We start from the raw sequence: 23,357 nt of genomic DNA on the forward strand, positions 1-23,357 counted from the left end.
ATTTCTGATATGCACTGATATGCTTCCGCGATGTCCCTGCCGATCACGCATCGCCACATCGAGGTGTTCCGCGCCGTCATGACTGCCGGCAGCGTGACTGGCGCCGCGCAATTGCTGTTCACGTCTCAACCGACCGTCAGTCGGGAGCTGGCGCGGATGGAATCGCTGCTCGGCTACGCCCTGTTCGACCGCGCCCCGGGGCGTGTGCGCCCGACCGCGCGGGCGCTGGCGCTGTTTGACGAAGTCCAGCGTGCCTACCAGGGGCTGGACCAGGTCGTCGCCCGCGCCCAGGCGCTGGGACGCGCCGAGGACGAACGCCTGCGCGTCCTGACGCTGCCGGCACTGGCGCACGCGCTGCTGCCGGACGCGAGCGCCGATTGGCTCGGTCGGCATCCCCAGGCGGAACTGACGCTGACACCGCAGGAGTCACCGCTGCTCGAGGAATGGATGGCGGCCCAGCGCTTCGACATCGGCCTGAGCGAGGTCTCCGTCGCCGTGCCCGGCACGCGCAGCGAGACGCTGGCCGAGCTCGACGAGGTGTGCGTGCTCCCCGCCGGCCATCGACTGCTGGAACGGCAAGTCCTGACCCCGGAGGACTTCGAGGGTGAGCGCTTCGTCAGCCTGTCCGCCGACGATCCCTACCGCCGCCAGTTCGACGCGATCTTCGCGGCCGCCGGCGTGCGGCGGCGTCTGCAAATGGAGACACACAGCGCGATCGCCGTCTGTTCACTGGTTCAGAAAAACCTGGGCATTGCACTCGTGAATCCACTGACGGCGAGGGCCTGCGCCGGCCCCGATCTGCACCTGCGGCCATTCTCGGTGTCGGTACCCTTCCGCATCCAGGCCTTGTGGCCGCTGCACCGCGCCACGCATGCGCTGACGCAGGATTTCATCGACGCGGTGAAACGTGCGCTCGCGCCTGCGATGGCCAGTCAAACTTCCAGCCAAGCCTCCAGCGGGCGGGGCCCGCCGAGCGCACTGCGCGCGCAGGCCGCCGGAAAAGCAAAACGGCGCTGACCGCGAGGCCAGCGCCGTTCCATGAAGCGCGTGTGGCTCAGGCGGCCTTGATCGCCACCGGTGCCGGCGTCGCAGTCGCGGTCGACAGAAAACGCTCGCGGATGGAACGCTCGATGCCGGCGGCGTCCAGGCCGCACTGCGCCATGAGCTTGCCGGGCTCGCCGTGCTCGACATATTCGTCAGGCAGGCCCAGCTGCAGCACGGGCAGCGACAGACCTTCGGCCTGCAGCGCTTCCAGGACCGCGCTGCCGGCGCCGCCCATGACGCAACCGTCCTCGATGGTCACCAGCACATCGTGCGTGCGGGCCAGTTCCTTGACCAGATCGACGTCCAGCGGTTTCACGAAACGCATGTTGGCGACGCTCGCGTCGAGCGCCTCCGCCGCCTTCAGCGCCGGATGCAGCAGCGTGCCGAAGGCCAGGATCGCGATACGCGGCGCGTGCGCCGCGCCGCGACCGCCGGTCGCAGGCAACGACGAGGTGCGGCGCATCTCGCCCTTGCCCCACGGCAGCGCGACCATGTCCTTCCTGATCTCCGCGCCGATGCCCGCGCCGCGCGGATAGCGGACCGTCACCGGGCCGTTGTGCACGTGGCCGGTGTACAGCGCCTGGCGGCACTCGTTCTCATCCGACGGCGTGATCACGCTCATGTTCGGAATGCAACGCGTGAAGGCGATGTCGTAGTTGCCGGCGTGCGTCGCGCCATCGGCGCCGACCAGGCCCGCGCGGTCCAGTGCGAACAGCACCGGCAGGTTTTGCAGCGCCACGTCGTGGACCATCTGGTCGTAGCCGCGCTGCAGGAAGGTCGAATAGATCGCCACCACCGGCCGCAGGCCTTCGCAGGCGAGGCCGCCGGCGAAGGTCACCGCGTGCTGCTCGGCGATGCCGACGTCGTAGTAACGCGTCGGGAAGCGCTTGTGGAACTCGACCATGCCCGAGCCCTCGCGCATCGCCGGCGTGATGCCGACCAGCGTCGGATCGGCCTCGGCCATGTCGCAGAGCCAGTCGCCGAACACCGTCGTGAAGGTCTTCTTCGCCGGGGAGGTCGACGGCTTGATGCCTTCGGCCGGGTTGAACGGCGTCGGACCGTGGTACTTGACCGGGTCCGCCTCCGCCAGCTTGTAGCCCTGGCCCTTGCGCGTGACCAGGTGCAGGAACTGCGGGCCCTTCTTGTCGCGCAGGTTCTCCAGCGTGGGGATCAGCGCGTCCAGGTCATGCCCGTCGATCGGGCCGACGTAGTTGAAGCCGAATTCCTCGAAGATCGTCCCGGGCACGAACATGCCCTTGGTGTGCTCCTCGAAGCGGCGCGCGAACTCGTACAGCGGCGTGTGCTTCAGCACCGACTTCGCGCCCTCGCGCGCGGCGGCGTAGAACTTGCCGCTCATCAGCCGGGTGAAATACTTGTTCAGCGCGCCGACCGGCGGGCTGATCGACATGTCGTTGTCGTTCAGGATCACCAGCACGTCGCCGAGCAGGCCGCCATGCGCGACGCCGGCGTTGTTCAGCGCCTCGAAGGCCATGCCGGCGGTCATCGCGCCGTCGCCGATGATCGCGACCACGCGGCGCGACTCGCCCTTGATCCGGGCCGCCATCGCCATGCCGTGCGCGGCGGAGATCGAGGTGCTCGAATGCGCGGTGCCGAAGGTGTCGTACTCGCTCTCGTCGCGGCGCGGGAAGCCGGAGATGCCGCCCTGCTGGCGCAGCGTCGCCATCGCGTCGCGGCGGCCGGTCAGGATCTTGTGCGGATAGGTCTGGTGACCGACGTCCCACACCAGCCGGTCGCGCGGCGTGTCGTAGACATAGTGCAGCGCGACCGTCATCTCCACGGTGCCCAGGTTCGACGACAGATGGCCGCCCGTCTTGGACACGCTGTTGAGGATGTGCGCGCGGACCTCGTCCGCCAGTTGCGGGAGCTGACCGCGGGACAGCCGGCGCACGTCCGCGGGGCTCTCGATGGTGCCCAGCAGGGTCTGCGCGGCCGTCGCGTTCGGTGGGTTGTCGCTCATGGCGTCGCCTCTCCTTGTTGCCGGATCCTTGCGGGATCCGAGCAGGATCTCAGTTGTCGCGCTCCACCACCTTGTCAGCCAGCAGGCTGAGCCAGGCGGTGTCGGCCAGACCGCTGCCGGAGAGCGCCTGATGCGCCTCGTCCCGCAGGCGGAGCGCGTACGCGCGGGCGGGCTCGAGGCCCAGCACGCTGACGTAGGTCGGCTTGTTGTTGTCCTGATCCTTGCCGGCGGTCTTGCCGAGCACGTCACTGTCCTGCGTCACGTCCAGGATGTCGTCGACGACCTGGAAGGCCAGGCCGATCGCCGCGCCGTAGCGGCTCAGCGACTCCCACGCGGCCGGCGTGATCTCACCGCACGCGGCGCCCATCAGGACGCTGGCCTGCAGCAGCACGCCGGTCTTGCGGCGGTGCATGTCGCGTAACTTGGCTTCGTCCAGCGGCTTGCCGATGCTGGCCAGGTCGATCGCCTGGCCGCCGGCCATGCCGTCGTAACCGCTGGCGCGCGCCAGCAGCCGGCACAGCCTGGCCTGCAGCGCGGGGGCGACGCCCTCGTCCGGCGTCAGCACGTCGAAGGCAAGCGCCTGCATCGCGTCGCCGGCCAGCATCGCCTGCGCCTCGCCGTACTGCACATGCAGCGTGGGCTTGCCGCGGCGCAGGACGTCGTTGTCCATGCAGGGCATGTCGTCATGCGCCAGCGAATACGCGTGGATCAGCTCCACCGCGCACGCCGCGCGCATCGCGGCCTCGCGCTGGCCGCCCGCGGCGTCGGCCGCGGCCAGCACCAGCAGGGGGCGCAAGCGCTTCCCGGCGCCGAGGACGGCATACCGCATCGCATCGCCGAGGCCGGCCGGCGCCGCTTCGGGCACCCAGGCCTCCAGCGCCTGCTCGACGTCCTCGAGCGACTGCTTTACCCAACGTTCGAAAATACCCGCATCCACTTATTCATCTCCCCAAGCCTGCGCGCTCCCACCCTCAATGACCTGTACTTGTTGTTCGACGGCCTGAAGTCGTGCGCGGCAGTATTTGAGCAAGGCGGCTCCCCGCTGGTAACTGGCCAGTAACTGGTCCAGCGGCAGTTGCCCGGCCTCCATGGCCTGCACCAGACGCTCCAACTCCTCGACCGCCAGCTCATAGCTGGCGGGCTCCTGCTCCTGGATCGTGGGCTGCGCCGTCTTGGCGCTGGCGGAAGGCTTGCTCATTTCAAAACGCGAAAAGGCTGATTGTAAGCACCGCCACCACCCTGCCCGCCTTCCGACCGTCGGGGGATGTGAGCGCGCCGCCACAGGCGTCAGCGGGTGTTTCGGGCGCTGGGTGACACCTGACACCCACCCGTTTCCCCTCCAGAGGCGGGCCGGGTACAATCACCGGTTCCTTTGCCCGCTGCTATGCCCTAAAAGGGCCGGCGCGCTTTTCATTCAGTCCCCATACCGGCCCGTCCAATCTGGGGGGCGGCCGTCACGGTTGACATTGGAGTCTTGGAGACCCTCTTGGATCATGTCCGACCTGAGCATCCCTCTCAGCGCGCTTGAACGCAGCACGGCCCCCAGCCACCTCCAGCTGCCCGTCACCTCCTACTTCGACGAGGACCTGTTCCGCCGCGAACAGGAACTGATCTTCCAGCACGGCCCCCGCTACCTCGGTCACGCGCTCGCCGTGCCCGAGGTCGGCGACTATTACGCCCTGCCGCAGGAGGGCGAAGGCCGCGCCATCGTGCGCAGCGCGCAAGGCCTGGAACTGATCTCCAACGTCTGCCGGCATCGCCAGGCGGTGATGCTGCGCGGCCGCGGCAACACGCAGAGCAACATCGTCTGCCCGTTGCACCGCTGGACCTACGACCTCAAGGGCGAACTGGTCGGCGCGCCGCATTTCAAGCAGGACCCTTGCCTGCACCTGAACCGCTACAAGCTGCGCGAGTGGAACGGCCTGCTGTTCGAGGACAACGGCCGCGACATCGCCGCCGACCTGGCGAAGCTGGGCCCGCGCGGCGCGCTGGACTTCAGCGGCTACCAGCTCGACAAGGTCCACGTCCACGAGTGCGACTACAACTGGAAGACCTTCATCGAGGTCTATCTGGAGGACTACCACGTCGGCCCGTTCCACCCGGGCCTGGGCCAGTTCGTCACCTGCGACGACCTGGCGTGGGAATTCGGCCGCGACTACTCGGTGCAGACGGTCGGCGTGAACAAGGCGCTGGCAAAGCCGGGCTCCGAGGTCTACGCCAAGTGGCACGACCAGGTGCTGGGTTTCTCGGGCGGCCAGTCCCCGGACCAGGGCGCCATCTGGCTGACCTACTACCCCAACATCATGGTGGAGTGGTACCCCAACGTGCTGGTGGTGTCGACGCTGTTCCCCAAGGGGCCGCAGAAGACGACCAACATCGTCGAGTTCTACTACCCGGAAGAAGTCGTCGCCTTCGAGCGCGACCTCATCGACGCCCAGCAGGCCGCCTACATGGAGACCTGCATCGAGGACGACGAGATCGCGCTGCGCATGGACGCCGGGCGCAAGGCGCTGATGGAACGCGGCGACAACGAGGTCGGCCCCTACCAGACCCCGATGGAAGACGGCATGAAGCACTTCCACGAGTGGTACCGCGGGCTGATGAAGCGCTGACACCGTGTCGACGGGGCGCTGACGCCCCGTCCCCTTCGCATCGATCCAGGTGCGCACAACGCCCCGCTCTTGCGGGGCGTTCGTTTTTGCGGCTCCGCACAACAGGCCGGACCGGGCTTCGGCGCGAGAATCGCCGGCATGTCTGCACCCCTTCTGATGGTGTTGGCGACACTGCTGTTCGCCACCATGGGTGTCTGCGTCAAGTTGGCTTCGGCCTACTACGGCGCGGGCGAGATCGTCATGTACCGCGGCCTCGTCGGCACGCTGTTCCTGTTCGCGCTGTCGCGGGCGAAGGGGCTGTCGCTGAAGACCAGCGTACCGGCGATGCACTTCTGGCGCAGCCTGTCGGGGGTGATCGCGCTGTCGCTGTGGTTCTTCGCGATCAGCAAGCTGCCGCTCGCCACGGCGATGACGCTGAACTACATGTCCTCGGTGTGGATGGCGCTGTTCCTGATCGGCGGCGCGGTGCTGATGGGCGCGGCCAAGGTCGATCCGCGGCTGATCATCACCGTGCTGCTGGGCTTCGTCGGCGTCGGGCTGGTGCTGCAGCCGGCGATGGAGGACCAGCAGGTCTGGCACGGCCTGGCCGGGCTGGCCTCGGGGATGCTGTCGGCGATGGCCTACCTGCAGGTGACCTCGCTGGGTCGCGCGGGGGGAGCCGGAATTCCGCATCGTCTTCTACTTCTCGATGGGCGGCGTGGTCGCCGGCGCGCTGACGACGATCGTGTCGCACGGCGGCTGGCACGCTCACACCTGGACCGGCGCGGCGCTGCTGCTGGCCGTCGGCGTGCTGGCCACCGCCGCCCAACTGCTGATGACACGCGCCTACGGCACCGGCAAGCCGCTGGTGAACGCATCGCTGCAGTACCTGGGCATCGTGTTCTCGGCGTTGTATGGTGTGCTGATCTTCGGTGACCTGCTGGGCCTGCTCTCGTGGATCGGCATCCTGCTGATCGTCGTCGCGGGCCTGGGGGCGACGCTGCTGCGTGCCCGGAACACGCCGAAGGACGCCCAGCACTCGGTCCAGGAATCTTGAACGGCCATGACGACTCCAGCGACGCCGCACCCGGTTTCTCCCTCGACGTCCCCCGGGTCCGCCCCCGCTGGAACGGGTCTTGACGGCTTGATCACGGTCGAGCAGTTGCAGGCGCTGATGAATTCGTCGGCGCCGCCGCTGATCGTCGATGTCCGCTTCGACCTGGCCGACACCGCGGCGGGCGAGCGCGCCTACGCGGCCGGCCATGTCCCCGGCGCGTTCTATCTGCACCTGGACCGCGACCTCAGCGGTCCGAAGCAGGACGCCTTCGGCGCGTTCCGCGGGCGTCACCCGTTGCCCGAGCGCGAGGCTTTCGCCGCGCGGCTGCGGGATCTCGGCATGACACCGGGCCGGCAGCTGGTCGCCTACGACGCCGCCGACGGTATGTATGCGGCGCGCGTGTGGTGGATGCTGCGCTGGCTCGGCCATGCGCAGGTGGCCGTGCTGGACGGTGGCTTCGCCGCCTGGCAGCAGGCCGGCGCCACGGTGACAACGGACGTCCCCGCCGGCGCACCGGCCGCTTCCGCCGCCTTCGAACCACGCGCGCCGCTCGAGGCGCCGTGGTCCGCGCAGGATCTGCTCGCCGGACTCGGCCGGGTCCGCCTGATCGACGCCCGCGCGGGCGAGCGATTCCGGGGCGAAGTCGAACCGCTGGACACCCAGGCCGGTCACATCCCGGGCGCGACCAACCGGTTTTTCAAGTCCAACCTGACGCCGGAAGGCCGCTTCAAGCCCGCCGCCCAGCTGCGCGAAGAATTCAGCGCGCTGCTCGGTCCGCAGGGCGCGGACGGGACGGTGCACCAATGCGGATCGGGGGTCACCGCCTGCCACAACCTGCTGGCGATGCACCATGCCGGACTCCCGGGCAGCCGGCTCTACCCTGGCTCCTGGAGCGAATGGAGCGCGAACCCGCGCTTCCCCCTGGCAAAGGGCTGACGCGTCCCCTTATTGACAACGCGCATGGTGCGAGCACCATGGGAAGGTCAGACTGCGAAGGCAAGCCCTGACCCCGCCTGTGGTGGGGGTCGGGTCCACTCAGCCCTACCCCGTTCGCTCGAAGGAGGCTCGCCATGTTCCAGCGCATCCTGATTCCCACCGACGGTTCCGACATCACCGCCAAGGCGATCGACACCGCCATCAAGCTGGCAAAGTTCCACGACGCCCGGCTGTTTGCCATCAGCGTCAAGGAGCCCTTCCCCTACAGCGCCGTGTCGGAGATGCAGCCGACGCCGCCGCAGGAGTTCTTCGACGCCCAGGAGCGCATCGCGCAGGAGCGCCTGGCGCAGGTGCTCGCACTGGCGCAGGCGCAGGGCCTGGAGATCGAGGCCCACAGCGTGGAGGCGCTCCACCCCTGGGAAGCCATCATCGAGCACGCCAAGCGCGTCAACGCCGACCTGCTGGTGATGGCCACGCACGGCCGGCGCGGGCTGCAGGCCCTGCTGCTCGGCAGCGAGACGCAGAAGGTGCTGACGCACTGCGCCTTCCCGGTGCTGGTGGTGCACGGCGAAGGCGCGCCGCAGTGATCCGTCCCGGACCTTGACCGGAGCGCCCTCCCGGGCGCCTCCGGCCGGCTTCAGTGGGCGTGTTTGCCGCCCACGACGATCAGCACGAACACGATGCCCACGCCCAGCCACAGCAGCTGCAAGGCGGTGTCCTTCCAGGGCAGCCGACGCTGCAGTTGCGGGATCAGGTCGGCGACCGAGACATAGACGAAGCTGCTCGAAGCGGCCACCAGCAGGTAGGGGAACAGCTGCTGCCAGGGCCCCACGACGTAGTAGCCGACCAGTCCGCCGACCACCGCCGCCATCCCCGACACGGCGTTGAAGAACAAGGCCTTCTTGCGTGTGAAGCCCGCGTTCAGCAGCACGATGTAGTCGCCGACTTCCTGCGGAATCTCGTGGGCGACGATCGCCATCGCGGTGACCCAGCCCAGGTGGTGGTCCGCCAGGAAGGCAGCGGCGATGATGATCCCGTCGCAGAAGTTGTGGATCGAGTCCCCCACCAGCACCGATAACCCACCCCGACCCGCCTGCTCCTGGTCGAAATGGTGATGGTGGTGGTGCCCGTCTCCCTCATGGTGGTGGGTGTGGCGGTACAGCTCGGCCTTCTCCAGCAGGAAGAAGAACATCAGCCCGCCCAGCAGCGCCAGGAACAGGTTGTGCGGATCCGCCCCGCTCTCGAATGCCTCCGGCAGCACGTGCAGCAGCGCGGTCGACAGCAGCACGCCGGTGGACAGACTCACCAGATGCTTGACGATGCGGCTCAGCAGGCCGACCGTCAGCATCGCCGCGATCGTCACGGAGGCGAGACCGCCGGCGAAAGTCACCAGCAGGATGTAGGTCAGGGTCATGGATAAAAAAGGCGCACCACTGGGGGTGCGCCGGTTGGGGTTCTGAAAATTGTCTCAGACTCGTCAAGCCCCCCTGCTTCGGAGGACGTTCAAACCCCGTGCTGCTTGAACCACGCCTGGCAACGTGCCCAGCCGTCCTTGGCGGGCTCGGGCTTGTAGCTGGGGCGGTAGTCGGCGTGGAAGGCGTGGCCGGTGTCCGGGTAGACGACGAACTCGCTCGCCTTGGCCGCGGCACTGCCCTGCTTGAGCGCCTCCTGCATCGCGGCGACCGTCGAGACCGGAATCCCGTTGTCCTGGGCGCCGTACAGGCCCAGCACCGGGGCGTTCAACTGCCCCACGACATCGATCGGATGCTTGGGCGTCATGGCATTCGTCTGGCCCTGCAGGCGGCCGTACCAGGCCACGCCGGCCTTCACCGCCTTGCTGTGCGCTGAATACAGCCACACGATCCGACCGCCCCAGCAGAAGCCGGTGATCGCCAGCTTCGAGGTGTCGCCGCCCTGCTGCTTCGCCCACGCGACCGCCGCGTCCAGGTCGTTCATGACCTGCGCATCAGGCGTGCGCTGGATAATCTCGCTCTGCAGCTTGGCGATGTCGGAATACACGGTCGCGTTGCCCTGCCGCGCGAACAGGTCGGGCGCGATCGCCAGATAGCCCAGCTTCGCGAAGCGGCGCGCGACGTCGGCGATGTGCTCGTGCACGCCGAAGATCTCGCTGATCACCAGCACGACATGGGCGTTCTTCTTGCCCGCCGGCTGGGCGACGTACGCCGGCATCTTGAAGTCGCCGACGGAAATCGACACCGGCCCCGCATCCAGGCCTTGCGTGTCGGTGGTGATCGTCTGCGCGGACACCGGCAGCACCGCGGCCGCGAAACCGCTGCCCACCGCCGTGCCGACGAAGGCCCGCCGGCTGAAGGCCCGGCCCGGCGTCAGCGTGTCGATGTCATCGCGGATCGCGTCGGCCTGTTCAGGGGACAGGCCGGCGGCGCCTTCGGCGCGGGAATCGGAATTCGTCATCTGCGGCTCCTCTGCTGGGATACGTGGTGGACGGAACGCCGGATGCTAGCGCGGGTGCCGTGCGACAGCATGATGAACCGCAGGATGAAAGCACTTCGTTCCCGGCGGGGACGCCAAACACCGCGACAATCGCGACCCATGACGCAAGCGCAAGTTCCCCTGATCCTGGCCGCCATCGACATGGGCTCCAACAGCTTCCGTCTGGAACTCGCCCAGTTGCAGCACGGGCAGTACCGCCGGCTGGACTACCTGAAGGAAACGGTGCGCCTGGGCGCGGGCCTGGATGCGATGAGCATGCTGACCGAGGAGGCCACCGAGCGCGGCCTCGCCTGCCTGCGCCGCTTCGCGGAACGCCTGTCGGGCCTGCCCGGCCGGCAGGTGCGCGCGGTCGCCACGCAGACGCTGCGCGAGGCGCGCAACCGCAACGCCTTCCTCGCGCGGGCGCAGGAGGTGCTGGGCCATCCGATCGAGGTGATCTCCGGCCGCGAGGAGGCCCGTCTCATCTACGCCGGCGTCGCCCGGTTGCAGACGGCCGAGGACCCGCGCCTGGTCATCGACATCGGCGGCCGCTCGACAGAGATGATCCTCGGCCGCGGCCCGCAGCCGGTGAGCACGGAATCCTTCCAGATCGGCAGCGTCAGCCTGTCGATGCGCTTCTTCCCCGAAGGCCGCTTCACGGCCGAAGCCTTCCGCGCCGCGCAGGTCGCCGCGGGCGCGGAGCTCGAGGAAGCCATCACCCAGTTCTCGCGCCAGTCGGCGCAACCGCGCTGGAAGCAGGCGCTGGGATCGTCCGGCACCGTCGGCGCCGTCGCGCAGATCCTGGCCGCCAACGGCGTCAGCCCCGACGGCTCCATCACCCTCGACGGTCTGCGCTGGTGCATCGAGCAGTGCCTGGTCGCCGGCCGCGTCGATGCGCTCAAGCTCGCCGGTCTGAAGGAAGACCGCCGCGCCGTCGTCGGCGGCGGTCTGTGCATCCTGTACACGCTGCTCACCCACTTCGACATCGACCGCCTGCACCCCGCCAGGGGCGCGCTCCGCCAGGGGGTCATCTTCGATCTCGCGGAACGCCTCGATCCGCGTCTGCTCGCCGCCGGCCGCGACATGCGCGAGCAGTCCGTCGCCGAGCTGCAGCGCCGCTTCGCCGTCGATCGCGATCAGGCCGGCCGCGTCCAGTCACTGGCGCAGCGTCTGCACGCGCAGCTGTCGCCGAAGGCCGAGGAAGAGCATCGTCGCGAGCTCTCGTGGGCCGCCGCGCTCCACGAGATCGGCATGATGGTCTCCCATCACGACCACCATCGGCACAGCGCCTATCTGCTGTCGCATGTCGACGCGCCAGGCTTCTCGCAGAACCAGCTGCGGCGCCTCGGCGACCTCGCGCTCGGTCAGCGTGGTGGGTTGCGCAAGTTGGAGGAGCAGTTGCAGGAAGAACCGATGGTCTGGCAGTTGCTCGCGCTCCGCCTCGCCGCCATCAAGTGCCACGCGCGCAGCAACGTCGATCCGGCCGATATCAAGATCCGCCGCGACGGCATGGACGTCACCATCGAGATGCGCAAGGGCTGGGCCGACACCCATCCCCGCGCTCACTTCCTGCTCCGGGAGGAGCTGGAAGCGTGGGCCAAGGTCGGGAAGGTCCAGTTGGCACTGGAAGCCTGACGTCACCGAGCGCGACAGGCATGGCCCGGGCCGGCGCCGGGCGTCGAGCGGGCGCCAACTCGCTTTGCTCACCTGCGGTTCGCGCCGCTCGGACAGACGGCGCCCAAGTCAGTTTTTTTGAAGCTCGACTTCGTCGCCGGCCCGGGCCATGCCTGTCCATCGGGAACGAGGACTTCGTCTGGGGTCAGCTTCGTTTGGCGGCAGCGTCGTCTGGGGGCAGGTCAGAGCTCTTCGCGGTAGAGGCGCATCAGCGCCTGTTGCGCACAGACACTGTTCGGGTTGCCCTCGGTGCCGATGCGTTGTGACGTGCCGTCGGGGCCCAGTTGCCAGGCGTCGAGGGTGTCGTACAGGTAGGGCGTCAGGCCTTCGTCGATCACGCGCTGGCGCAGCTTCGCGTCCGTGATCGGCCACGCCACCTCGATCCGTCTCAGCATGTTGCGCGCCATCCAGTCGGCACTCGACAGGTACAGCGCCTCCTGCTCGTCCTTGCCCCAGCGGAAATAGAAGATCCGCGAGTGCTCCAGGAAACGCCCCACCACCGAGCGCACCAGGATGTTGTCCGTCTCGCCCGGCAGACCCGGCGGCAGCATGCAGGCGCCCCGCACGATCAGGTCGATCTTCGCGCCAGCCTTGCCCGCACGGATCAAGCCATTGATCAGTTCGGCATCGGTCAGCGCGTTGATCTTCAGGACCACACGCGCAGTCTCGCCGCGCCGGGCCGCTTCCTCGACCTGCGTCAGGAGCTCGCACATCGTGCGGTGCAGGTTGAACGGCGCCAGCAGCAACTTCTTCGGCGCCTTGAACTTCGACAAGGACGCCAGCTGGCTGAAGACCAGGTCCATGTCGGCCGTGATCTCCGAGTCGGCGGTCAGATACCCGAGGTCGGTGTAGAAGCGCGCCGTCTTCGGGTTGTAGTTGCCGGTCGACAGATGCCCGTAGCGGCGCAGCTTGCCGCCCTCGCGGCGCGTGATCAGCATCAGCTTCGCATGCGTCTTCAGGCCGACGATGCCGTACACCACCTGCGCGCCGACCGCCTCCAGCCGCTCCGCCCAGTTGATGTTGGCCTCCTCGTCGAAGCGCGCCTTCAGCTCCACGACCGCCAGCACTTCCTTGCCGCGCCGCGCCGCCTCGATCAGCAGGTCCGCCAGCACCGACTGGCTGCCGGTCCGGTAGATCGTCTGCTTGATCGCCAGCACGTCCGGATCCTCGACCGCCTCGCGCAGCAGTTGCACCACCGGATCGAAGCTCTCGAACGGGTGATGCAGCATCACGTCGCCCTTGGTCCGCAGCTTGTCGAAGATCGACTTGCCGCGCGGCAGCCGGCCCTTGGGCCAGCTCGGCTCGTAGGGCTGGAAGCGCAGGTCCTCGGCGTCGGTCTGGTCGATCAGCTCGTTCAGGCGCACGAGGTTGACCGGTCCGTTGACCCGGTACAGCGCCGCCTCCGGCAGGTCGAACTGCTCGAGCAGGAAACGCGACAGTTCCTCGGGGCAGGTGTTGACCACCTCCAGCCGAACGGCGCGTCCGAAGTGCCGCGTCGTCAGGCCGGAGCGCAGCGCGTGGCGCAGGTTGGCGATCTCTTCCTCGTCGACCTCCAGGTCGGAGTCGCGCGTGACGCGGAACTGCGAGAACGCCTCGACATGCCGGCCCGGGAACAGCTCTTCCAGATGCGCGCGGATGACACTGGTCAGCAGCACGAAGCTCTGCTTGCCGCCGCTGATGGCCGTCGGCACCTTGATCACGCGCGGCAGCACGCGCGGCACCTTGACGATGGCGATGCGGTTGTCGCGCCCCAGCGCGTCCTTGCCCGAGAGGCGGGCGATGAAGTGCAGCGATTTGTTGCCGACCTGCGGGAACGGATGCGCCGGGTCCAGGCCCACCGGGACCAGCAGCGGACGCACCTCGCGCTCGAAGAACTTGGCGACCCACGCGCGGATCTCATCGGTGCGGTCGGCGTGGTTCAGGATCTGGATGTTGTGCTCGCGCAGCGCGGGCATGACCTGATCGTTGAAGATCCCGTACTGCTCGTCGATCAGGTCGTGGGCGGCGCGGCCGACACGCTCCACGTCGCGCGGCGTCACCAGCCCGCTGCCGTCGCGCTGCACGTCCAGCATGTCGGCGAAGCGCACCTCGAAGAACTCGTCGAGGTTGCTGGACACGATGCAGATGTAGCGCAGCCGCTCCAGCAGTGGCACGTCGACGCGCTGGGCCTGGGCCAGGACGCGCCGGTTGAACTCGAGGATCGCGTTTTCGCGGTTGAGCAGCGGAACGTCAGGCAAAGTCATGGACTGATTCTATGAAGCTGGTGTGACAGTCAGGTGACCCTCTTTTCGGGCGGGTCACACCCTGTTGCTCCGCGGTGGAGGACGAGGTCCGCCCCCCGTCAGGACGACGGAGCCCCCCTGCCAGGGTCGGGTCGTGTCAGGCCGGCTGGCGCATCGCGGCGGCCAGCGCTTCGGCAGTCCCCTGCTCGGCGATCAGGCGCTGGCGCTCGGCCCAGTCCAGGATCTCGAGGTGGCCGTCCGCATGCTCGACCAGGGCGGTGAGGCTCTCGACCCAGTCGCCGTCGTTGGCGTAGGTGATGCCGTCGATGTCGCGCAGCTCGGCATGGTGGATGTGGCCGCAGACGACGCCCTGCACACCGCGCTTGCGGGCCTCGCGGGCCAGCGCCTGCTCGAACTCGCCGATGAACGAGACCGCGCGCTTGACCTTGAGCTTCAGGTACTTGCTGAGGCTCCAGTACGGCAGGCCCATGCGCGCGCGCAGCGAGTTGAGGTGGCGGTTCAGCTTCAGCGTGAACTCATAGAGCGTGTCGCCCAGATGGGCGAGCCACTTCGCATGCTGGATGACGCCGTCGAACAGGTCGCCGTGCGTGACCCAGAACTTGCGGCCGTCGGCGGTCTCGTGGATCCACTCGTGCGCGACCTCGATGCCGCCGAAGCTGTGCTGCAGGTATTTGCGGGCGAATTCGTCGTGGTTGCCCGGCACGTAGATCACGCGGGTGCCCTTGCGTGCCTTGCGCAGCAGCTTCTGGACGACGTCGTTGTGCTCCTGCGGCCAGTACCAGCTGCGGCGCAGCTGCCAACCGTCGACGATGTCGCCGACGAGGAAGAGCTGCTCGCATTCGACCTCCCTGAGGAAGTCGAGCAGCGCCCGGGCCTGGCAACCCGGCGTGCCCAGGTGCAGATCGGAGATCCACACCGTGCGCACGCGGATCGACCCGCCGTCTTCCGCCTCGGCCCCAGGCGGTTCGTTCGAAACAGCGGCGGCCATGAGGGTGTCGGTCAGCATGGCCCCACAGGTTGCCGACCCTGGATGAAAGCTTGATGACCGGACCGCCGATAATCCCCCGCCATGCACCTGATGATCCCCTTCGCCAGCTCGCTGGACCCTCATTTCGAGGGCGCCCTGCGCGAGCTGGAGCTGCCGAACCTGAGCCGCCTGCTCGGGTTGCTGGCCCCGGTGGAGGATGTCGGCGACGCCGACGAGACTTCCCCGCTCCCCCCGCACGACCTTTTCCTGGCGCGACGCCGCGGCGTCGCCGACGACCATCCACCGATCGCCGCCTGGCGCGTGCGTGCCGCCGGGCAGGATCCCGCCGACGCCGCCTGGGCCCTGCTGACGCCGGCCCATTTCGCCGTCGGCACCGAGGGCGTCACCGCGCTCGGTCCCGAGACGCTCGATCTGGACGAGGCAGAATCCCGCGCCTTCCTCGACGCGCTGTCGACCGTGCTGTTCCCCGCCGCCGAGGGCTGGCGGACCGCCTGGTTGTCCACCGGCGAATGGGCGATCGCCCATGACGAGCTCGACGGCCTGGAAGCGGCCAGCGCGGATCGCGTGCTCAATCGCGGTGTCGAGACCTGGTACCCGCGCGCGCGCCGCCTGCGCACGCTGCTCAACGAGGCGCAGATGCTGCTGCACGATCACCCCCTCAACCAGGCCCGCGAGGAGCGCGGCCTGCGCCCGCTGAACGCCGTCTGGATCGGCGGCGGCGCCCGTGAGCGCGGCAATGCCTTGCCTGCCGGACTCCTCATCGACACGCGCCTGCGCGCGCCGATGCTGACCGGCGACCTGTACGCGTGGAGCGAAGGATGGAAGGCGCTGGACCAGGGCCCGATCGAGCAGGCCTTGAACGCCGCGCGCGCGGGCGAGCCGGTCTCGCTGACCCTGAGCGGCGAGCGCCTGGCCCGCACCTGGAGACGCCAGCCGGCCAGCGGCTGGCAGCGGCTCAAGGAACGATTCGCGGCGCCGAGCGCCGCCGTCGCCACCGCCCTGGAGCATCTGTGAGCAGTCCTCGCATCCTGACCCGCGACGTCCCGCCGGACTCCGCGCACGCGCTGCAGGCGGCCGGTTTCTCGCCGCTGCTGTCGCGTCTCTTCGCGGCACGGGGCGTGCTGTCCCGCGATGAGCTCGACCCCGACCTGAAGCACCTGCTGCCGCCCGAAGGTCCCTTGGGCATGCTCGGCATCGACAAGGCCGCAGTGCTGCTGGCCGACGCGATCTCTGGGGGTGAACACATCTGCATCGTGGCGGACTACGACTGCGACGGCGCCACTGCCTGTGCGGTGATGCTGCGCGGACTGGCGCTGCTCGGCGCGAAGCCGGGCACGGTCAGCTACGTCGTGCCTGACCGTGCGGTCCACGGCTACGGCCTGACCCCGACCATCGTCGAGCTGGCGCTGAAGCACGAGCCGAAGCTGCTCGTGACCGTCGACAACGGCATCGCCAGCCACGCCGGCGTGGCCTTCGCGCGCGCGCTCGGGCTGAAGGTCCTGGTCACCGACCACCACCTTCCCGCGGTCACCGCCGATGGCCAGCCCACCGTGCCCGACGCCGACGCGCTGGTGAATCCCAACCAGCCGGGCTGCCCCTTCCCCGGCAAGAGCCTCGCCGGCGTCGGCGTGGCGTTCTACGTGCTGACGGTGCTGCGGGGCGAGCTGCGCCGCCGCGGCGCCTTCGGCGAGAACGCGCCGCCGCGGCTCGACGGCCTGCTCGACCTGGTCGCGCTGGGCACCGTCGCCGACGTGGTGCGGCTCGACGCCAACAACCGCCGGCTGGTGGCGCAGGGCCTGCGGCGGATGCGCGCCGGCCGCATGCAGCCGGGCGTGCAGGCGCTGTTCACCGCGGCGAGCCGCGACGCGTCACGCGCCAACAGCTTCGACCTCGGCTTCGCGCTCGGCCCGCGCATCAACGCCGCCGGCCGTCTCGACGACATGACGCTGGGCATCACCTGCCTGACGACGGACGACAGCGAGCAGGCCCTGGCCCTCGCGCGCGAACTCGATCGCATCAACCGCGAGCGCCGCGAGATCGAAGCCGGCATGCAGGAGCAGGCGCTCGCGCTGCTCGAACGCCTGATGACGGATCCGCGCCTGAACGGCGCGCCGCCGCCCGCGCTGGCGCTGTTCGACGCCGACTTCCACGAAGGCGTCGTCGGCATCGTGGCCTCGCGGATCAAGGACCGGCTGCATCGCCCGGTCTTCGTCTTCGCTGAGGGCGCGGACGGCCAGCTCAAGGGCTCGGGCCGCTCGATCCCCGGCTTCCATCTGCGCGATGCGCTGGACCTCGTGTCAAAACGCCACCCGGACCTGCTGCGCAAGTTCGGCGGCCACGCGATGGCGGCGGGCTGCACGCTCGCGCCCGGCGGCGTCGAGGCCTTCGCCGCGGCCTTCGAGGACGTCGCGCGCGAATGGCTGGACGAAGCCTCGCTCACCCGCACGCTGCGCACCGACGGCCCGCTGCCGCCGGAGGCCTTCTGCGCCGAAACCGTCCAGGAGCTGGAAGCCCAGGTCTGGGGCCAGGCCTTCGAGGCGCCGCTGTTCTGCGACCGCGTGCAGGTGGTGAACCAGCGCATCGTCGGGGAGCGCCACCTCAAGCTGCGCCTGCGCCAGGGGGCCTGGATCCGCGATGCCATCTGGTTCGGCCACACCGAGCAGTTGCCGGAGCAGGTGACGCTGGCGTATCGCCTGAGCCTCGACGAATTCCAGGGCCAGCAGCGCGTGCAGATGGTCGTGGAGGCGATGGCGGAGTAGATCGGCCGGGGCGCTCAGCCGAGCAACTGCTTGCGCACCCACTCCACGATCGCCGCCGCCGGCATCGCGCCGGACTCCCGGGCGATCTCCTGCCCGTCGAGGAACAGCAGCATCGTGGGAATGCTGCGGATGCCGTAGCGCGCGCTCTGCTGCGGCGCGGCCTCGGTATCGAGCTTGACGAAGCGCACCTCGGGCAACATCGCCGCAGCCTTCTCGAACTGCGGCGTCATCATCCGGCAGGGGCCGCACCACGCCGCCCAGCAGTCGACGACGACCGGCAGTTCAGTGCCCGCGATGAACTTGTCGAACACCTCCGGCGTGAGGTCCACGGCCTCCGGCCGCATCAGCGGCGTGCCGCAGCGTCCGCAATCGGGCGCTTCGCCCAGGCGCTCGCGCGGCACGCGGTTCTTCGCGCCGCACGAGGGGCAGACGACGTGGAGGCTGACGGCGGCGGAGGTGTCCATGGAATCGTTCACTCGCGAAAGGAGACGTGCCCGAGGCGGCCCGCCTGCCGGTGTCGGGCAAACCGCATGCCGGACGGACCGTCTCGCACGCGGGCGCCGCGGTGCGTCTCAACGGACGATCGGGACGTAGATGGGGTCCATGCGCGTCTGGGTCCGGCCGCCGAAGTTCTCGATCTTCGTGCCGGACTGGATCGCCGAACTGAAGGGCGTGTCGCTCATGCCCGGATAGCGCTTGCGGAAGGCGGCCTGGTCGCGCTCGAACTTCTCGGTCAGCGTGACCCGACCACCGGAGATCATGTTGAGGAACTCCCGATCCGCCACGAAGTGGTAGTTGCCCAGGTACACGGCCTTGCCGGGTTCGAGGTCGATGACGACGTCGTTGAGGATGCCCGTCGATCGGACGTGGACGGTGCCGACGTCGATGGCCCATTCCTCGATCACGTAGCGTCCCGCCGGCATCTCGACGGCGAAGAGCGAGCCGCGGGACTTGAAGTCCGGGTCGATCCGCTTCAGATCACGGATCTCGAACGGGTTCACGATCATCGCCGTGCCGTGAGCGATCTTGGTCGAAGGCCCGCCGCCCTCCACGGGCCGCATGCTGAAACCATAGCTGCCCAACGGGCCGGTGTAGGTGATCGACCCCACGAGCACGCCCTTCCCGGACTCCACCTTCGGGACATAGGTTGGCGCGACGTTGCTGGCGGCGCAGCCGGTCAACAGCGCCGCCACGACCGGCAACGCCCACCCGGCGAGCCGGCTCGACGCCCGGCGGCTCTCCCTCTCGTGTGTCATATCCCTCCCGAAATTCGATGTCTGTTCTTCGAACAAGAAGTGGACCATGCCCGGGAGTGCCCGTTCCACCGGTGTTTCCCCAGCGGTGCAGGGAACGCAGAGGGCGATGGGTACGACGATTGCCGCCCTGGGTCCAACGAGAACTCTGTTGAAGGAACGAGATGACTGCCTACAAGGACGACGGGAAGCTTTGGGTGCTGGTGGCCGACGAGGGCGTGGCGCGCCTGCTGAAGCTGCCGGAGGAAGGTGGCGACCTGGAGGACGTCACGACGCTGACCGATGCCGCCGCCCATGCGAACAATGCGGACCTGCGCCGCGACGCCGAAGGCCGGCGCGGCAACAACGTGACCTCGTCGGCGAGCGTCGATGAATCGCATCAGGAGGCGATCAGCTTCGCCGCGCGCGTGGCCAAGACCCTGGACGACGGCTACAACAACGGCGAGGTGACGCAGCTCCGTGTCGTGGCCGCGCCGCGCTTCCTGGGCCTGCTGCGCAAGGCGCTGAGTCCGCAGATCACCAAGCTGATCATCGACGAGACCAACGTCGACGTCGTCCACGAAAGCCTGGGCGCGCTCACGACCCGCCTGTTCCCGGAGCGGGACTTCAGCAAGCAGAAGCCGTGAGGTCCTTCACACCTGACCCCTGCTGTAACTGTTTGTCAAATCGATGACATAGAGGCCACCCAGAATGGGGACACCACGCGGCGCACCGTCCGTCGTGGTGTCCTCCCATGCCGACCACCCATCTGCAACCGCCCGACCCGCTGAGCATCGCCCTGTCCGCCATCATTCGCGATGGCGCGCTGGATATCCACTTCCAGCCCCTGGTCGAGGTCGAGCGCGCGAACATCCTGGGTTACGAAGCGCTGACGCGCGGGCCGGCGGACACGCCGCTGCATTCGCCGCTGGTGCTGTTCGAGACCGCCGCGCGCCTGGGCAGGCTCGTGGAACTGGAGCGGCTGGTCGTGCGCCGCGCGCTGCGCCGATTCAAGGAACTCAAGCTCCCCGGCCAGCTCTTCCTGAACCTCACCGCCGACACGCTGCTCGCCACCAGCGATCGCGGCGCGCTCATCGCCCGCGAGTTCGCGCAACTCGACCTGCCCGCGTCGCGCGTCGTCATCGAACTCACCGAGACGCGGCCCATCCTCGAGCCCGAACGCCTGCAGGACAGCATGCGCAGCCTGCGGGAGCTGGGCTTCGTCGTCGCGCTGGACGACCTGGGCGAGGGCTTCGCGAGCCTGAAGCGCTGGATGGACATCCGGCCGGACTTCGTCAAGATCGACCGCCACTTCATCGACGGCATCGCGCAGGAACCGCTCAAGCAGCAGTTCGTGCGCTCGATCCTCGAGATGGCCGCCAGCTCCGGCTGCACCGTCGTCGCCGAGGGCCTCGAACAGCTCAGCGACCTCACCGTGCTGCGCCGCCTCGGCGTGCCGGTCTGTCAGGGCTACCTGCTCGCGCGTCCGAGCGCCGCGCCGCGCGCCGCGCTGCGGGCCGAGGTGGACGCGCTGCTTGCGCCCGAGCACCGCCGCCGCAACGCCGACTGGATGCGCCTGCCGCCCGACGCGATCACGACCGCCGCGCAGCTGGCCCGCCGCAGCCACACCGTCACGCCCAAGCTCAACTGCCAGACCGTCGCCGACATGTTCCAGCGCGACGAGCAGCTGTTCTCGATGCCGGTGCTGGATGAATCCAACCGCCCGATCGGCATCCTGCGCTCGCTGCAGGTGCTCAAGCGCAGCGCCGAGCGCTACTTCATGGACATCCACGAGAAGCGCTCGTGCACCGCGCTGATGGACCCGCAGCCGCTGATCTTCGACGCGGGCACCTCGCTGCGCGAGATGAGCGACGCGATCTCCAGCCTCGACGACCGGCTGATGGTCGACGGCTTCATCGTCACCCGCAATGGCGAATACTTCGGCACCGGCCGCAGCACCGACCTGCTGAAGGCCGTCTCCGACCTGCAGGTCCACAGCGCGCGTTACGCCAACCCGCTGACGCTGATGCCGGGCAACGTGCCGACCGACCAGCACCTCGACGCGCTGCTGCACGAGGGCCGCGAGTTCGTCGTCGTCGCCTGGGACATCGACCACTTCAAGCCCTTCAACGATGTCTACGGCTACGCCGCCGGCGACGACATCATCAAGCTCTGCGCGCAGATCCTGCAGGACGCCGCCGACCCGGCGCTGGACTTCGTCGGCCACATCGGCGGGGACGACTTCGTGATGGTGCTGGGCTCGCCCGACTGGACCGCCCGCATCACGCGCGTCTGCCGCGAGTTCGATCGCCAGATCCGCCCCTTCTTCTCGGCGGAACACCAGGCGCTGGGCGGCTACGTGACGCTGAACCGCCAGAACCAGGAGTCCTTCAATCCGCTGCCGACGCTGAGCGCCGGCGTGATCCAGGTGCAGCCCGGCGCCTTCGACAGCGTGCGCGCGCTGTCCGCCGCGCTGGCCGAGCCCAAGCACGTCGCCAAGTGCGGCACCGGACCGAGCCGCTACTTCGTCGACCGCCGTCGATCCAGCGCCGGCGCCACGGACATGGCGCCGCTCCTAGAATCGGTGGGGTGAACACCCCTTCCCCCGTTCTGCCGGTTCCGCCGGTTTCCTCCGCCCCCCACCGACGCGCTGCCGGCTTCCGCCGCCGCGCCTTGGCAGATGGCGGTGCATGCCCTGCACGCGCAGACGAACGCGGACCTCCACTGCCACTCGACCGTCTCCGACGGCACGCTGTCGCCGGAAGCGCTGGCCGCGCGCGCCAAGGCCAACGGCGTCGAGCTCTGGGCGCTGACGGACCACGACGAGGTCGGCGGCCAGCAGCGCGCCATGGCGGCGGCGCGGGCGGCGGGGCTGCCCTACCTGACCGGCGTCGAGATCTCCGTGACCTTCGCCGGCAAGGTCGTGCACATCGTGGGGCTGGGCTTCGACCATGAGGATCCACGCATCGTCGCCGGCCTGCGCGCCACGCGCGGCGGCCGCGGCGCGCGGGCGAAGGAGATGTCGGACGATCTGGCCAGGGCCGGCATCCACGGCGCTTATGAAGGCGCGCTCAAGTTCGCCGGCAACCCGGAACTGATTTCCCGCACCCACTTCGCGCGCTTCCTGGTGGAAACCGGCCAGTGCTCGGACGTGCCCGAGGTCTTCCGCCGCTACCTCACCGAAGGCAAGCCCGGCTTCGTGCCGCACCGCTGGGCGGCGCTGCGCGACGCGGTGGGCTGGATCGTCGACGCCGGCGGGCTGGCCGTCATCGCGCACCCGGGCCGCTACGGCTTCACGCCGACCGAGGAGTACGCGCTGATCACCGAATTCATCGCGCACGGCGGCCGCGGCATCGAGGTCGTCACCGGCAGCCACACGTCCGGCGACATGGTCCAGTACACCGACACGGCGCTCGAATTCGACCTGCTCGCGTCGCGCGGCTCCGACTTCCACAGTCCGGAGGAGAGCCGCGTGGACGTCGGCAAACTCGACCAGCACCTCTCCGGCCGCTTGAAACCGGTGTGGGGCGCGCTCGAGCATCGCATCCACTGGCCGGCCTGATCCCCCACTGCTGCGGACCGCCGGGGACCGCTTCGGATCCCCGGGCATCGCGGCAGGGATCACCGGAATCATCCGCCGGCGCAGACCGGCTCCATGATCGGCTCGCACGCCGATTGCCACAGGTGAGGACCATGGCCCAGATCTTCGAAGTCCATCCCGACAACCCGCAGGCCCGATTCCTGCGCCAGGCGGCGCAGATCCTGAGCCAGGGCGGCGTCGGCGCCATCCCGACCGACTCCAGCTACGCGCTGGTCTGCCAGCTCGACGACAAGGCCGCCGCCGAGGCGCTGCGCCGCATCCGCGGCGTCGACGACAAGCACCACATGACGCTGCTGTGCCGCGACCTCAGCGAGCTCGGCAGCTACGCGCGCGTCGACAACAAGCAGTACCGGATGATCAAGACGGCCACGCCGGGGCCGTTCACCTTCATCCTGGAAGCGACCAAGGAAGTGCCGCGCCGGCTTTCGCACCCCTCGCGCCGCACCATCGGCCTGCGCGTGCCGGACCACCGCGTCACGCAGGACCTGCTCGCGCTGATCGGCGGCCCGCTGCTGGCCACCACGCTGATCCCGCCCGGCGAGCATGAGCCGATCAACGACCCCGAAGAGATCACCGCCCGCTACGACAAGCTGATCCAGCTGATCATCGACGCGGGCGCCTGCCCGATGAAGCCGACCACCGTCGTCGACCTCACGGCCGAGCCGCCGGTGCTCGTGCGGCGCGGCTGCGGAGATCCGGCCTGCCTCGGCCTGGAGCTCCAAGAGGCCGAAGCCGACGAGTGAATCGCGAGCGGGTGCTACGCCCGTTCGAGGCACCAAGCAAAACGCCGGCGCGAAGCCGGC

General features: G+C 68.9%; 20 protein-coding genes and 1 pseudogene. 12 read left to right on the forward strand and 9 right to left on the reverse strand.

Annotated features, from left to right (window positions below; all coding sequences use genetic code 11):
• The first annotated feature begins 30 nt into the window (after positions 1 to 30).
• Positions 31 to 1,017 carry a LysR family transcriptional regulator gene (locus tag ACFJIX_RS00185; protein WP_377156862.1) on the forward strand — a complete coding sequence of 329 codons (987 nt, stop codon included), beginning with the start codon at positions 31 to 33 and terminating at the stop codon, positions 1,015 to 1,017.
• A 37-nt stretch (positions 1,018 to 1,054) separates the two neighbouring features.
• Here ACFJIX_RS00185 and dxs read toward each other — a convergent pair whose 3' ends face one another.
• From dxs to ACFJIX_RS00200, 3 genes are read right to left on the reverse strand one after another with little or no spacing between them, the layout of a single operon-like run.
• Positions 1,055 to 3,022, reverse strand: coding sequence for a 1-deoxy-D-xylulose-5-phosphate synthase (gene dxs, locus ACFJIX_RS00190; protein WP_377156863.1), 1,968 nt, complete (start codon positions 3,020 to 3,022; stop codon positions 1,055 to 1,057).
• A gap of 49 nt (positions 3,023 to 3,071) precedes the next feature.
• Positions 3,072 to 3,959: a polyprenyl synthetase family protein gene (locus ACFJIX_RS00195; RefSeq protein WP_377156865.1), complete on the reverse strand. Its 888-nt coding sequence runs from the start codon at positions 3,957 to 3,959 to the stop codon at positions 3,072 to 3,074.
• Entirely contained in the window at positions 3,960 to 4,220 is a 261-nt protein-coding gene (locus ACFJIX_RS00200; protein WP_377156866.1) for an exodeoxyribonuclease VII small subunit, read from the reverse strand.
• 295 nt (positions 4,221 to 4,515) lie between these two features.
• On the opposite strand from ACFJIX_RS00200, the gene ACFJIX_RS00205 reads away from it, so the two are divergent.
• The 4 genes and pseudogenes from ACFJIX_RS00205 (at position 4,516) to ACFJIX_RS00220 (ending at position 8,193) form a co-directional block, all read left to right on the forward strand.
• Entirely contained in the window at positions 4,516 to 5,634 is a 1,119-nt protein-coding gene (locus ACFJIX_RS00205) for an aromatic ring-hydroxylating dioxygenase subunit alpha (protein ID WP_377156867.1), read from the forward strand.
• 138 nt (positions 5,635 to 5,772) lie between these two features.
• A pseudogene (locus ACFJIX_RS00210) lies at positions 5,773 to 6,670 on the forward strand (DMT family transporter).
• Between the two features lie 87 nt (positions 6,671 to 6,757).
• Entirely contained in the window at positions 6,758 to 7,606 is an 849-nt protein-coding gene (locus ACFJIX_RS00215) for a sulfurtransferase (protein ID WP_377156868.1), read from the forward strand.
• Positions 7,607 to 7,740: 134 nt separating this feature from the next.
• A complete protein-coding gene (locus ACFJIX_RS00220; RefSeq protein ID WP_377156870.1) occupies positions 7,741 to 8,193 on the forward strand; it encodes a universal stress protein in 453 nt (150 codons plus the stop codon).
• Positions 8,194 to 8,243: 50 nt separating this feature from the next.
• Here the strand turns inward: ACFJIX_RS00220 and ACFJIX_RS00225 are convergent, their stop codons facing one another.
• Positions 8,244 to 9,020 carry a ZIP family metal transporter gene (locus tag ACFJIX_RS00225; RefSeq protein ID WP_377156871.1) on the reverse strand — a complete coding sequence of 259 codons (777 nt, stop codon included), beginning with the start codon at positions 9,018 to 9,020 and terminating at the stop codon, positions 8,244 to 8,246.
• Between the two features lie 89 nt (positions 9,021 to 9,109).
• Positions 9,110 to 10,039, reverse strand: a complete 930-nt coding sequence (locus tag ACFJIX_RS00230) for a dienelactone hydrolase family protein (RefSeq protein WP_377156873.1) — start codon at positions 10,037 to 10,039, stop codon at positions 9,110 to 9,112.
• A 138-nt stretch (positions 10,040 to 10,177) separates the two neighbouring features.
• Between ACFJIX_RS00230 and ACFJIX_RS00235 the strand changes: the two genes are divergently transcribed.
• A complete protein-coding gene (locus ACFJIX_RS00235; protein ID WP_377156874.1) occupies positions 10,178 to 11,692 on the forward strand; it encodes an exopolyphosphatase in 1,515 nt (504 codons plus the stop codon).
• A gap of 221 nt (positions 11,693 to 11,913) precedes the next feature.
• On the opposite strand, the gene ppk1 is transcribed toward ACFJIX_RS00235, so the two are convergent.
• Positions 11,914 to 13,974: a polyphosphate kinase 1 gene (gene ppk1 / locus ACFJIX_RS00240; RefSeq protein ID WP_377156875.1), complete on the reverse strand. Its 2,061-nt coding sequence runs from the start codon at positions 13,972 to 13,974 to the stop codon at positions 11,914 to 11,916.
• A 136-nt stretch (positions 13,975 to 14,110) separates the two neighbouring features.
• Positions 14,111 to 14,962 carry a UDP-2,3-diacylglucosamine diphosphatase gene (locus ACFJIX_RS00245; protein ID WP_377161506.1) on the reverse strand — a complete coding sequence of 284 codons (852 nt, stop codon included), beginning with the start codon at positions 14,960 to 14,962 and terminating at the stop codon, positions 14,111 to 14,113.
• Between the two features lie 81 nt (positions 14,963 to 15,043).
• Here ACFJIX_RS00245 and ACFJIX_RS00250 point away from each other — a divergent pair, with 81 nt between their 5' ends.
• Together ACFJIX_RS00250 and recJ are read left to right on the forward strand one after the other, a co-directional pair.
• Positions 15,044 to 15,976 carry a hypothetical protein gene (locus ACFJIX_RS00250; protein ID WP_377156876.1) on the forward strand — a complete coding sequence of 311 codons (933 nt, stop codon included), beginning with the start codon at positions 15,044 to 15,046 and terminating at the stop codon, positions 15,974 to 15,976.
• Positions 15,973 to 17,721 (forward strand): single-stranded-DNA-specific exonuclease RecJ, encoded by a 1,749-nt coding sequence (recJ, locus tag ACFJIX_RS00255; protein WP_377156877.1) that lies wholly within the window; start codon positions 15,973 to 15,975, stop codon positions 17,719 to 17,721. The genes ACFJIX_RS00250 and recJ overlap by 4 nt, the downstream gene beginning before the upstream one ends.
• A gap of 14 nt (positions 17,722 to 17,735) precedes the next feature.
• Here the strand turns inward: recJ and trxC are convergent, their stop codons facing one another.
• Positions 17,736 to 18,185 (reverse strand): thioredoxin TrxC, encoded by a 450-nt coding sequence (gene trxC, locus ACFJIX_RS00260; protein ID WP_377156879.1) that lies wholly within the window; start codon positions 18,183 to 18,185, stop codon positions 17,736 to 17,738.
• Between the two features lie 108 nt (positions 18,186 to 18,293).
• On the reverse strand, positions 18,294 to 18,977 hold the full coding sequence (locus ACFJIX_RS00265; protein WP_377156880.1) for a hypothetical protein: 684 nt from the start codon (positions 18,975 to 18,977) through the stop codon (positions 18,294 to 18,296).
• Between the two features lie 161 nt (positions 18,978 to 19,138).
• Here ACFJIX_RS00265 and ACFJIX_RS00270 point away from each other — a divergent pair, with 161 nt between their 5' ends.
• The 4 genes from ACFJIX_RS00270 (at position 19,139) to ACFJIX_RS00285 (ending at position 23,297) form a co-directional block, all read left to right on the forward strand.
• Positions 19,139 to 19,600: a host attachment protein gene (locus ACFJIX_RS00270; RefSeq protein ID WP_377156882.1), complete on the forward strand. Its 462-nt coding sequence runs from the start codon at positions 19,139 to 19,141 to the stop codon at positions 19,598 to 19,600.
• Positions 19,601 to 19,707: 107 nt separating this feature from the next.
• Entirely contained in the window at positions 19,708 to 21,546 is a 1,839-nt protein-coding gene (locus ACFJIX_RS00275; protein WP_377156883.1) for a bifunctional diguanylate cyclase/phosphodiesterase, read from the forward strand.
• Between the two features lie 87 nt (positions 21,547 to 21,633).
• Positions 21,634 to 22,515: a 3',5'-nucleoside bisphosphate phosphatase gene (locus ACFJIX_RS00280; RefSeq protein ID WP_377156885.1), complete on the forward strand. Its 882-nt coding sequence runs from the start codon at positions 21,634 to 21,636 to the stop codon at positions 22,513 to 22,515.
• 131 nt (positions 22,516 to 22,646) lie between these two features.
• Positions 22,647 to 23,297 carry an L-threonylcarbamoyladenylate synthase gene (locus ACFJIX_RS00285; protein ID WP_377156886.1) on the forward strand — a complete coding sequence of 217 codons (651 nt, stop codon included), beginning with the start codon at positions 22,647 to 22,649 and terminating at the stop codon, positions 23,295 to 23,297.
• Positions 23,298 to 23,357: the final 60 nt, after the last annotated feature.

The organism is Roseateles sp. UC29_93 (assembly GCF_042695725.1).
In the GTDB taxonomy this organism is placed as follows: Bacteria; Pseudomonadota; Gammaproteobacteria; order Burkholderiales; family Burkholderiaceae_C; genus Roseateles; species Roseateles noduli_A.

Excerpts from the sequence above, each read along its gene's own strand:
- ACFJIX_RS00285 (WP_377156886.1), top strand. The coding sequence starts at position 22,647 with ATGGCCCAGATCTTCGAAGTCCATCCCGACAACCCGCAGGCCCGATTC.
- ACFJIX_RS00220 (WP_377156870.1), top strand. The coding sequence starts at position 7,741 with ATGTTCCAGCGCATCCTGATTCCCACCGACGGTTCCGACATCACCGCC.
- ACFJIX_RS00200 (WP_377156866.1), bottom strand. The coding sequence starts at position 4,220 with ATGAGCAAGCCTTCCGCCAGCGCCAAGACGGCGCAGCCCACGATCCAG.
- ppk1 (WP_377156875.1), bottom strand. The coding sequence starts at position 13,974 with ATGACTTTGCCTGACGTTCCGCTGCTCAACCGCGAAAACGCGATCCTC.
- ACFJIX_RS00250 (WP_377156876.1), top strand. The coding sequence starts at position 15,044 with ATGCACCTGATGATCCCCTTCGCCAGCTCGCTGGACCCTCATTTCGAG.
- ACFJIX_RS00280 (WP_377156885.1), top strand. The coding sequence starts at position 21,634 with ATGGCGGTGCATGCCCTGCACGCGCAGACGAACGCGGACCTCCACTGC.
- ACFJIX_RS00245 (WP_377161506.1), bottom strand. The coding sequence starts at position 14,962 with ATGGCCGCCGCTGTTTCGAACGAACCGCCTGGGGCCGAGGCGGAAGAC.
- ACFJIX_RS00270 (WP_377156882.1), top strand. The coding sequence starts at position 19,139 with ATGACTGCCTACAAGGACGACGGGAAGCTTTGGGTGCTGGTGGCCGAC.
- ACFJIX_RS00265 (WP_377156880.1), bottom strand. The coding sequence starts at position 18,977 with ATGACACACGAGAGGGAGAGCCGCCGGGCGTCGAGCCGGCTCGCCGGG.
- dxs (WP_377156863.1), bottom strand. The coding sequence starts at position 3,022 with ATGAGCGACAACCCACCGAACGCGACGGCCGCGCAGACCCTGCTGGGC.
- ACFJIX_RS00230 (WP_377156873.1), bottom strand. The coding sequence starts at position 10,039 with ATGACGAATTCCGATTCCCGCGCCGAAGGCGCCGCCGGCCTGTCCCCT.
- ACFJIX_RS00225 (WP_377156871.1), bottom strand. The coding sequence starts at position 9,020 with ATGACCCTGACCTACATCCTGCTGGTGACTTTCGCCGGCGGTCTCGCC.
- ACFJIX_RS00185 (WP_377156862.1), top strand. The coding sequence starts at position 31 with ATGTCCCTGCCGATCACGCATCGCCACATCGAGGTGTTCCGCGCCGTC.
- ACFJIX_RS00275 (WP_377156883.1), top strand. The coding sequence starts at position 19,708 with ATGCCGACCACCCATCTGCAACCGCCCGACCCGCTGAGCATCGCCCTG.
- ACFJIX_RS00235 (WP_377156874.1), top strand. The coding sequence starts at position 10,178 with ATGACGCAAGCGCAAGTTCCCCTGATCCTGGCCGCCATCGACATGGGC.
- trxC (WP_377156879.1), bottom strand. The coding sequence starts at position 18,185 with ATGGACACCTCCGCCGCCGTCAGCCTCCACGTCGTCTGCCCCTCGTGC.
- ACFJIX_RS00205 (WP_377156867.1), top strand. The coding sequence starts at position 4,516 with ATGTCCGACCTGAGCATCCCTCTCAGCGCGCTTGAACGCAGCACGGCC.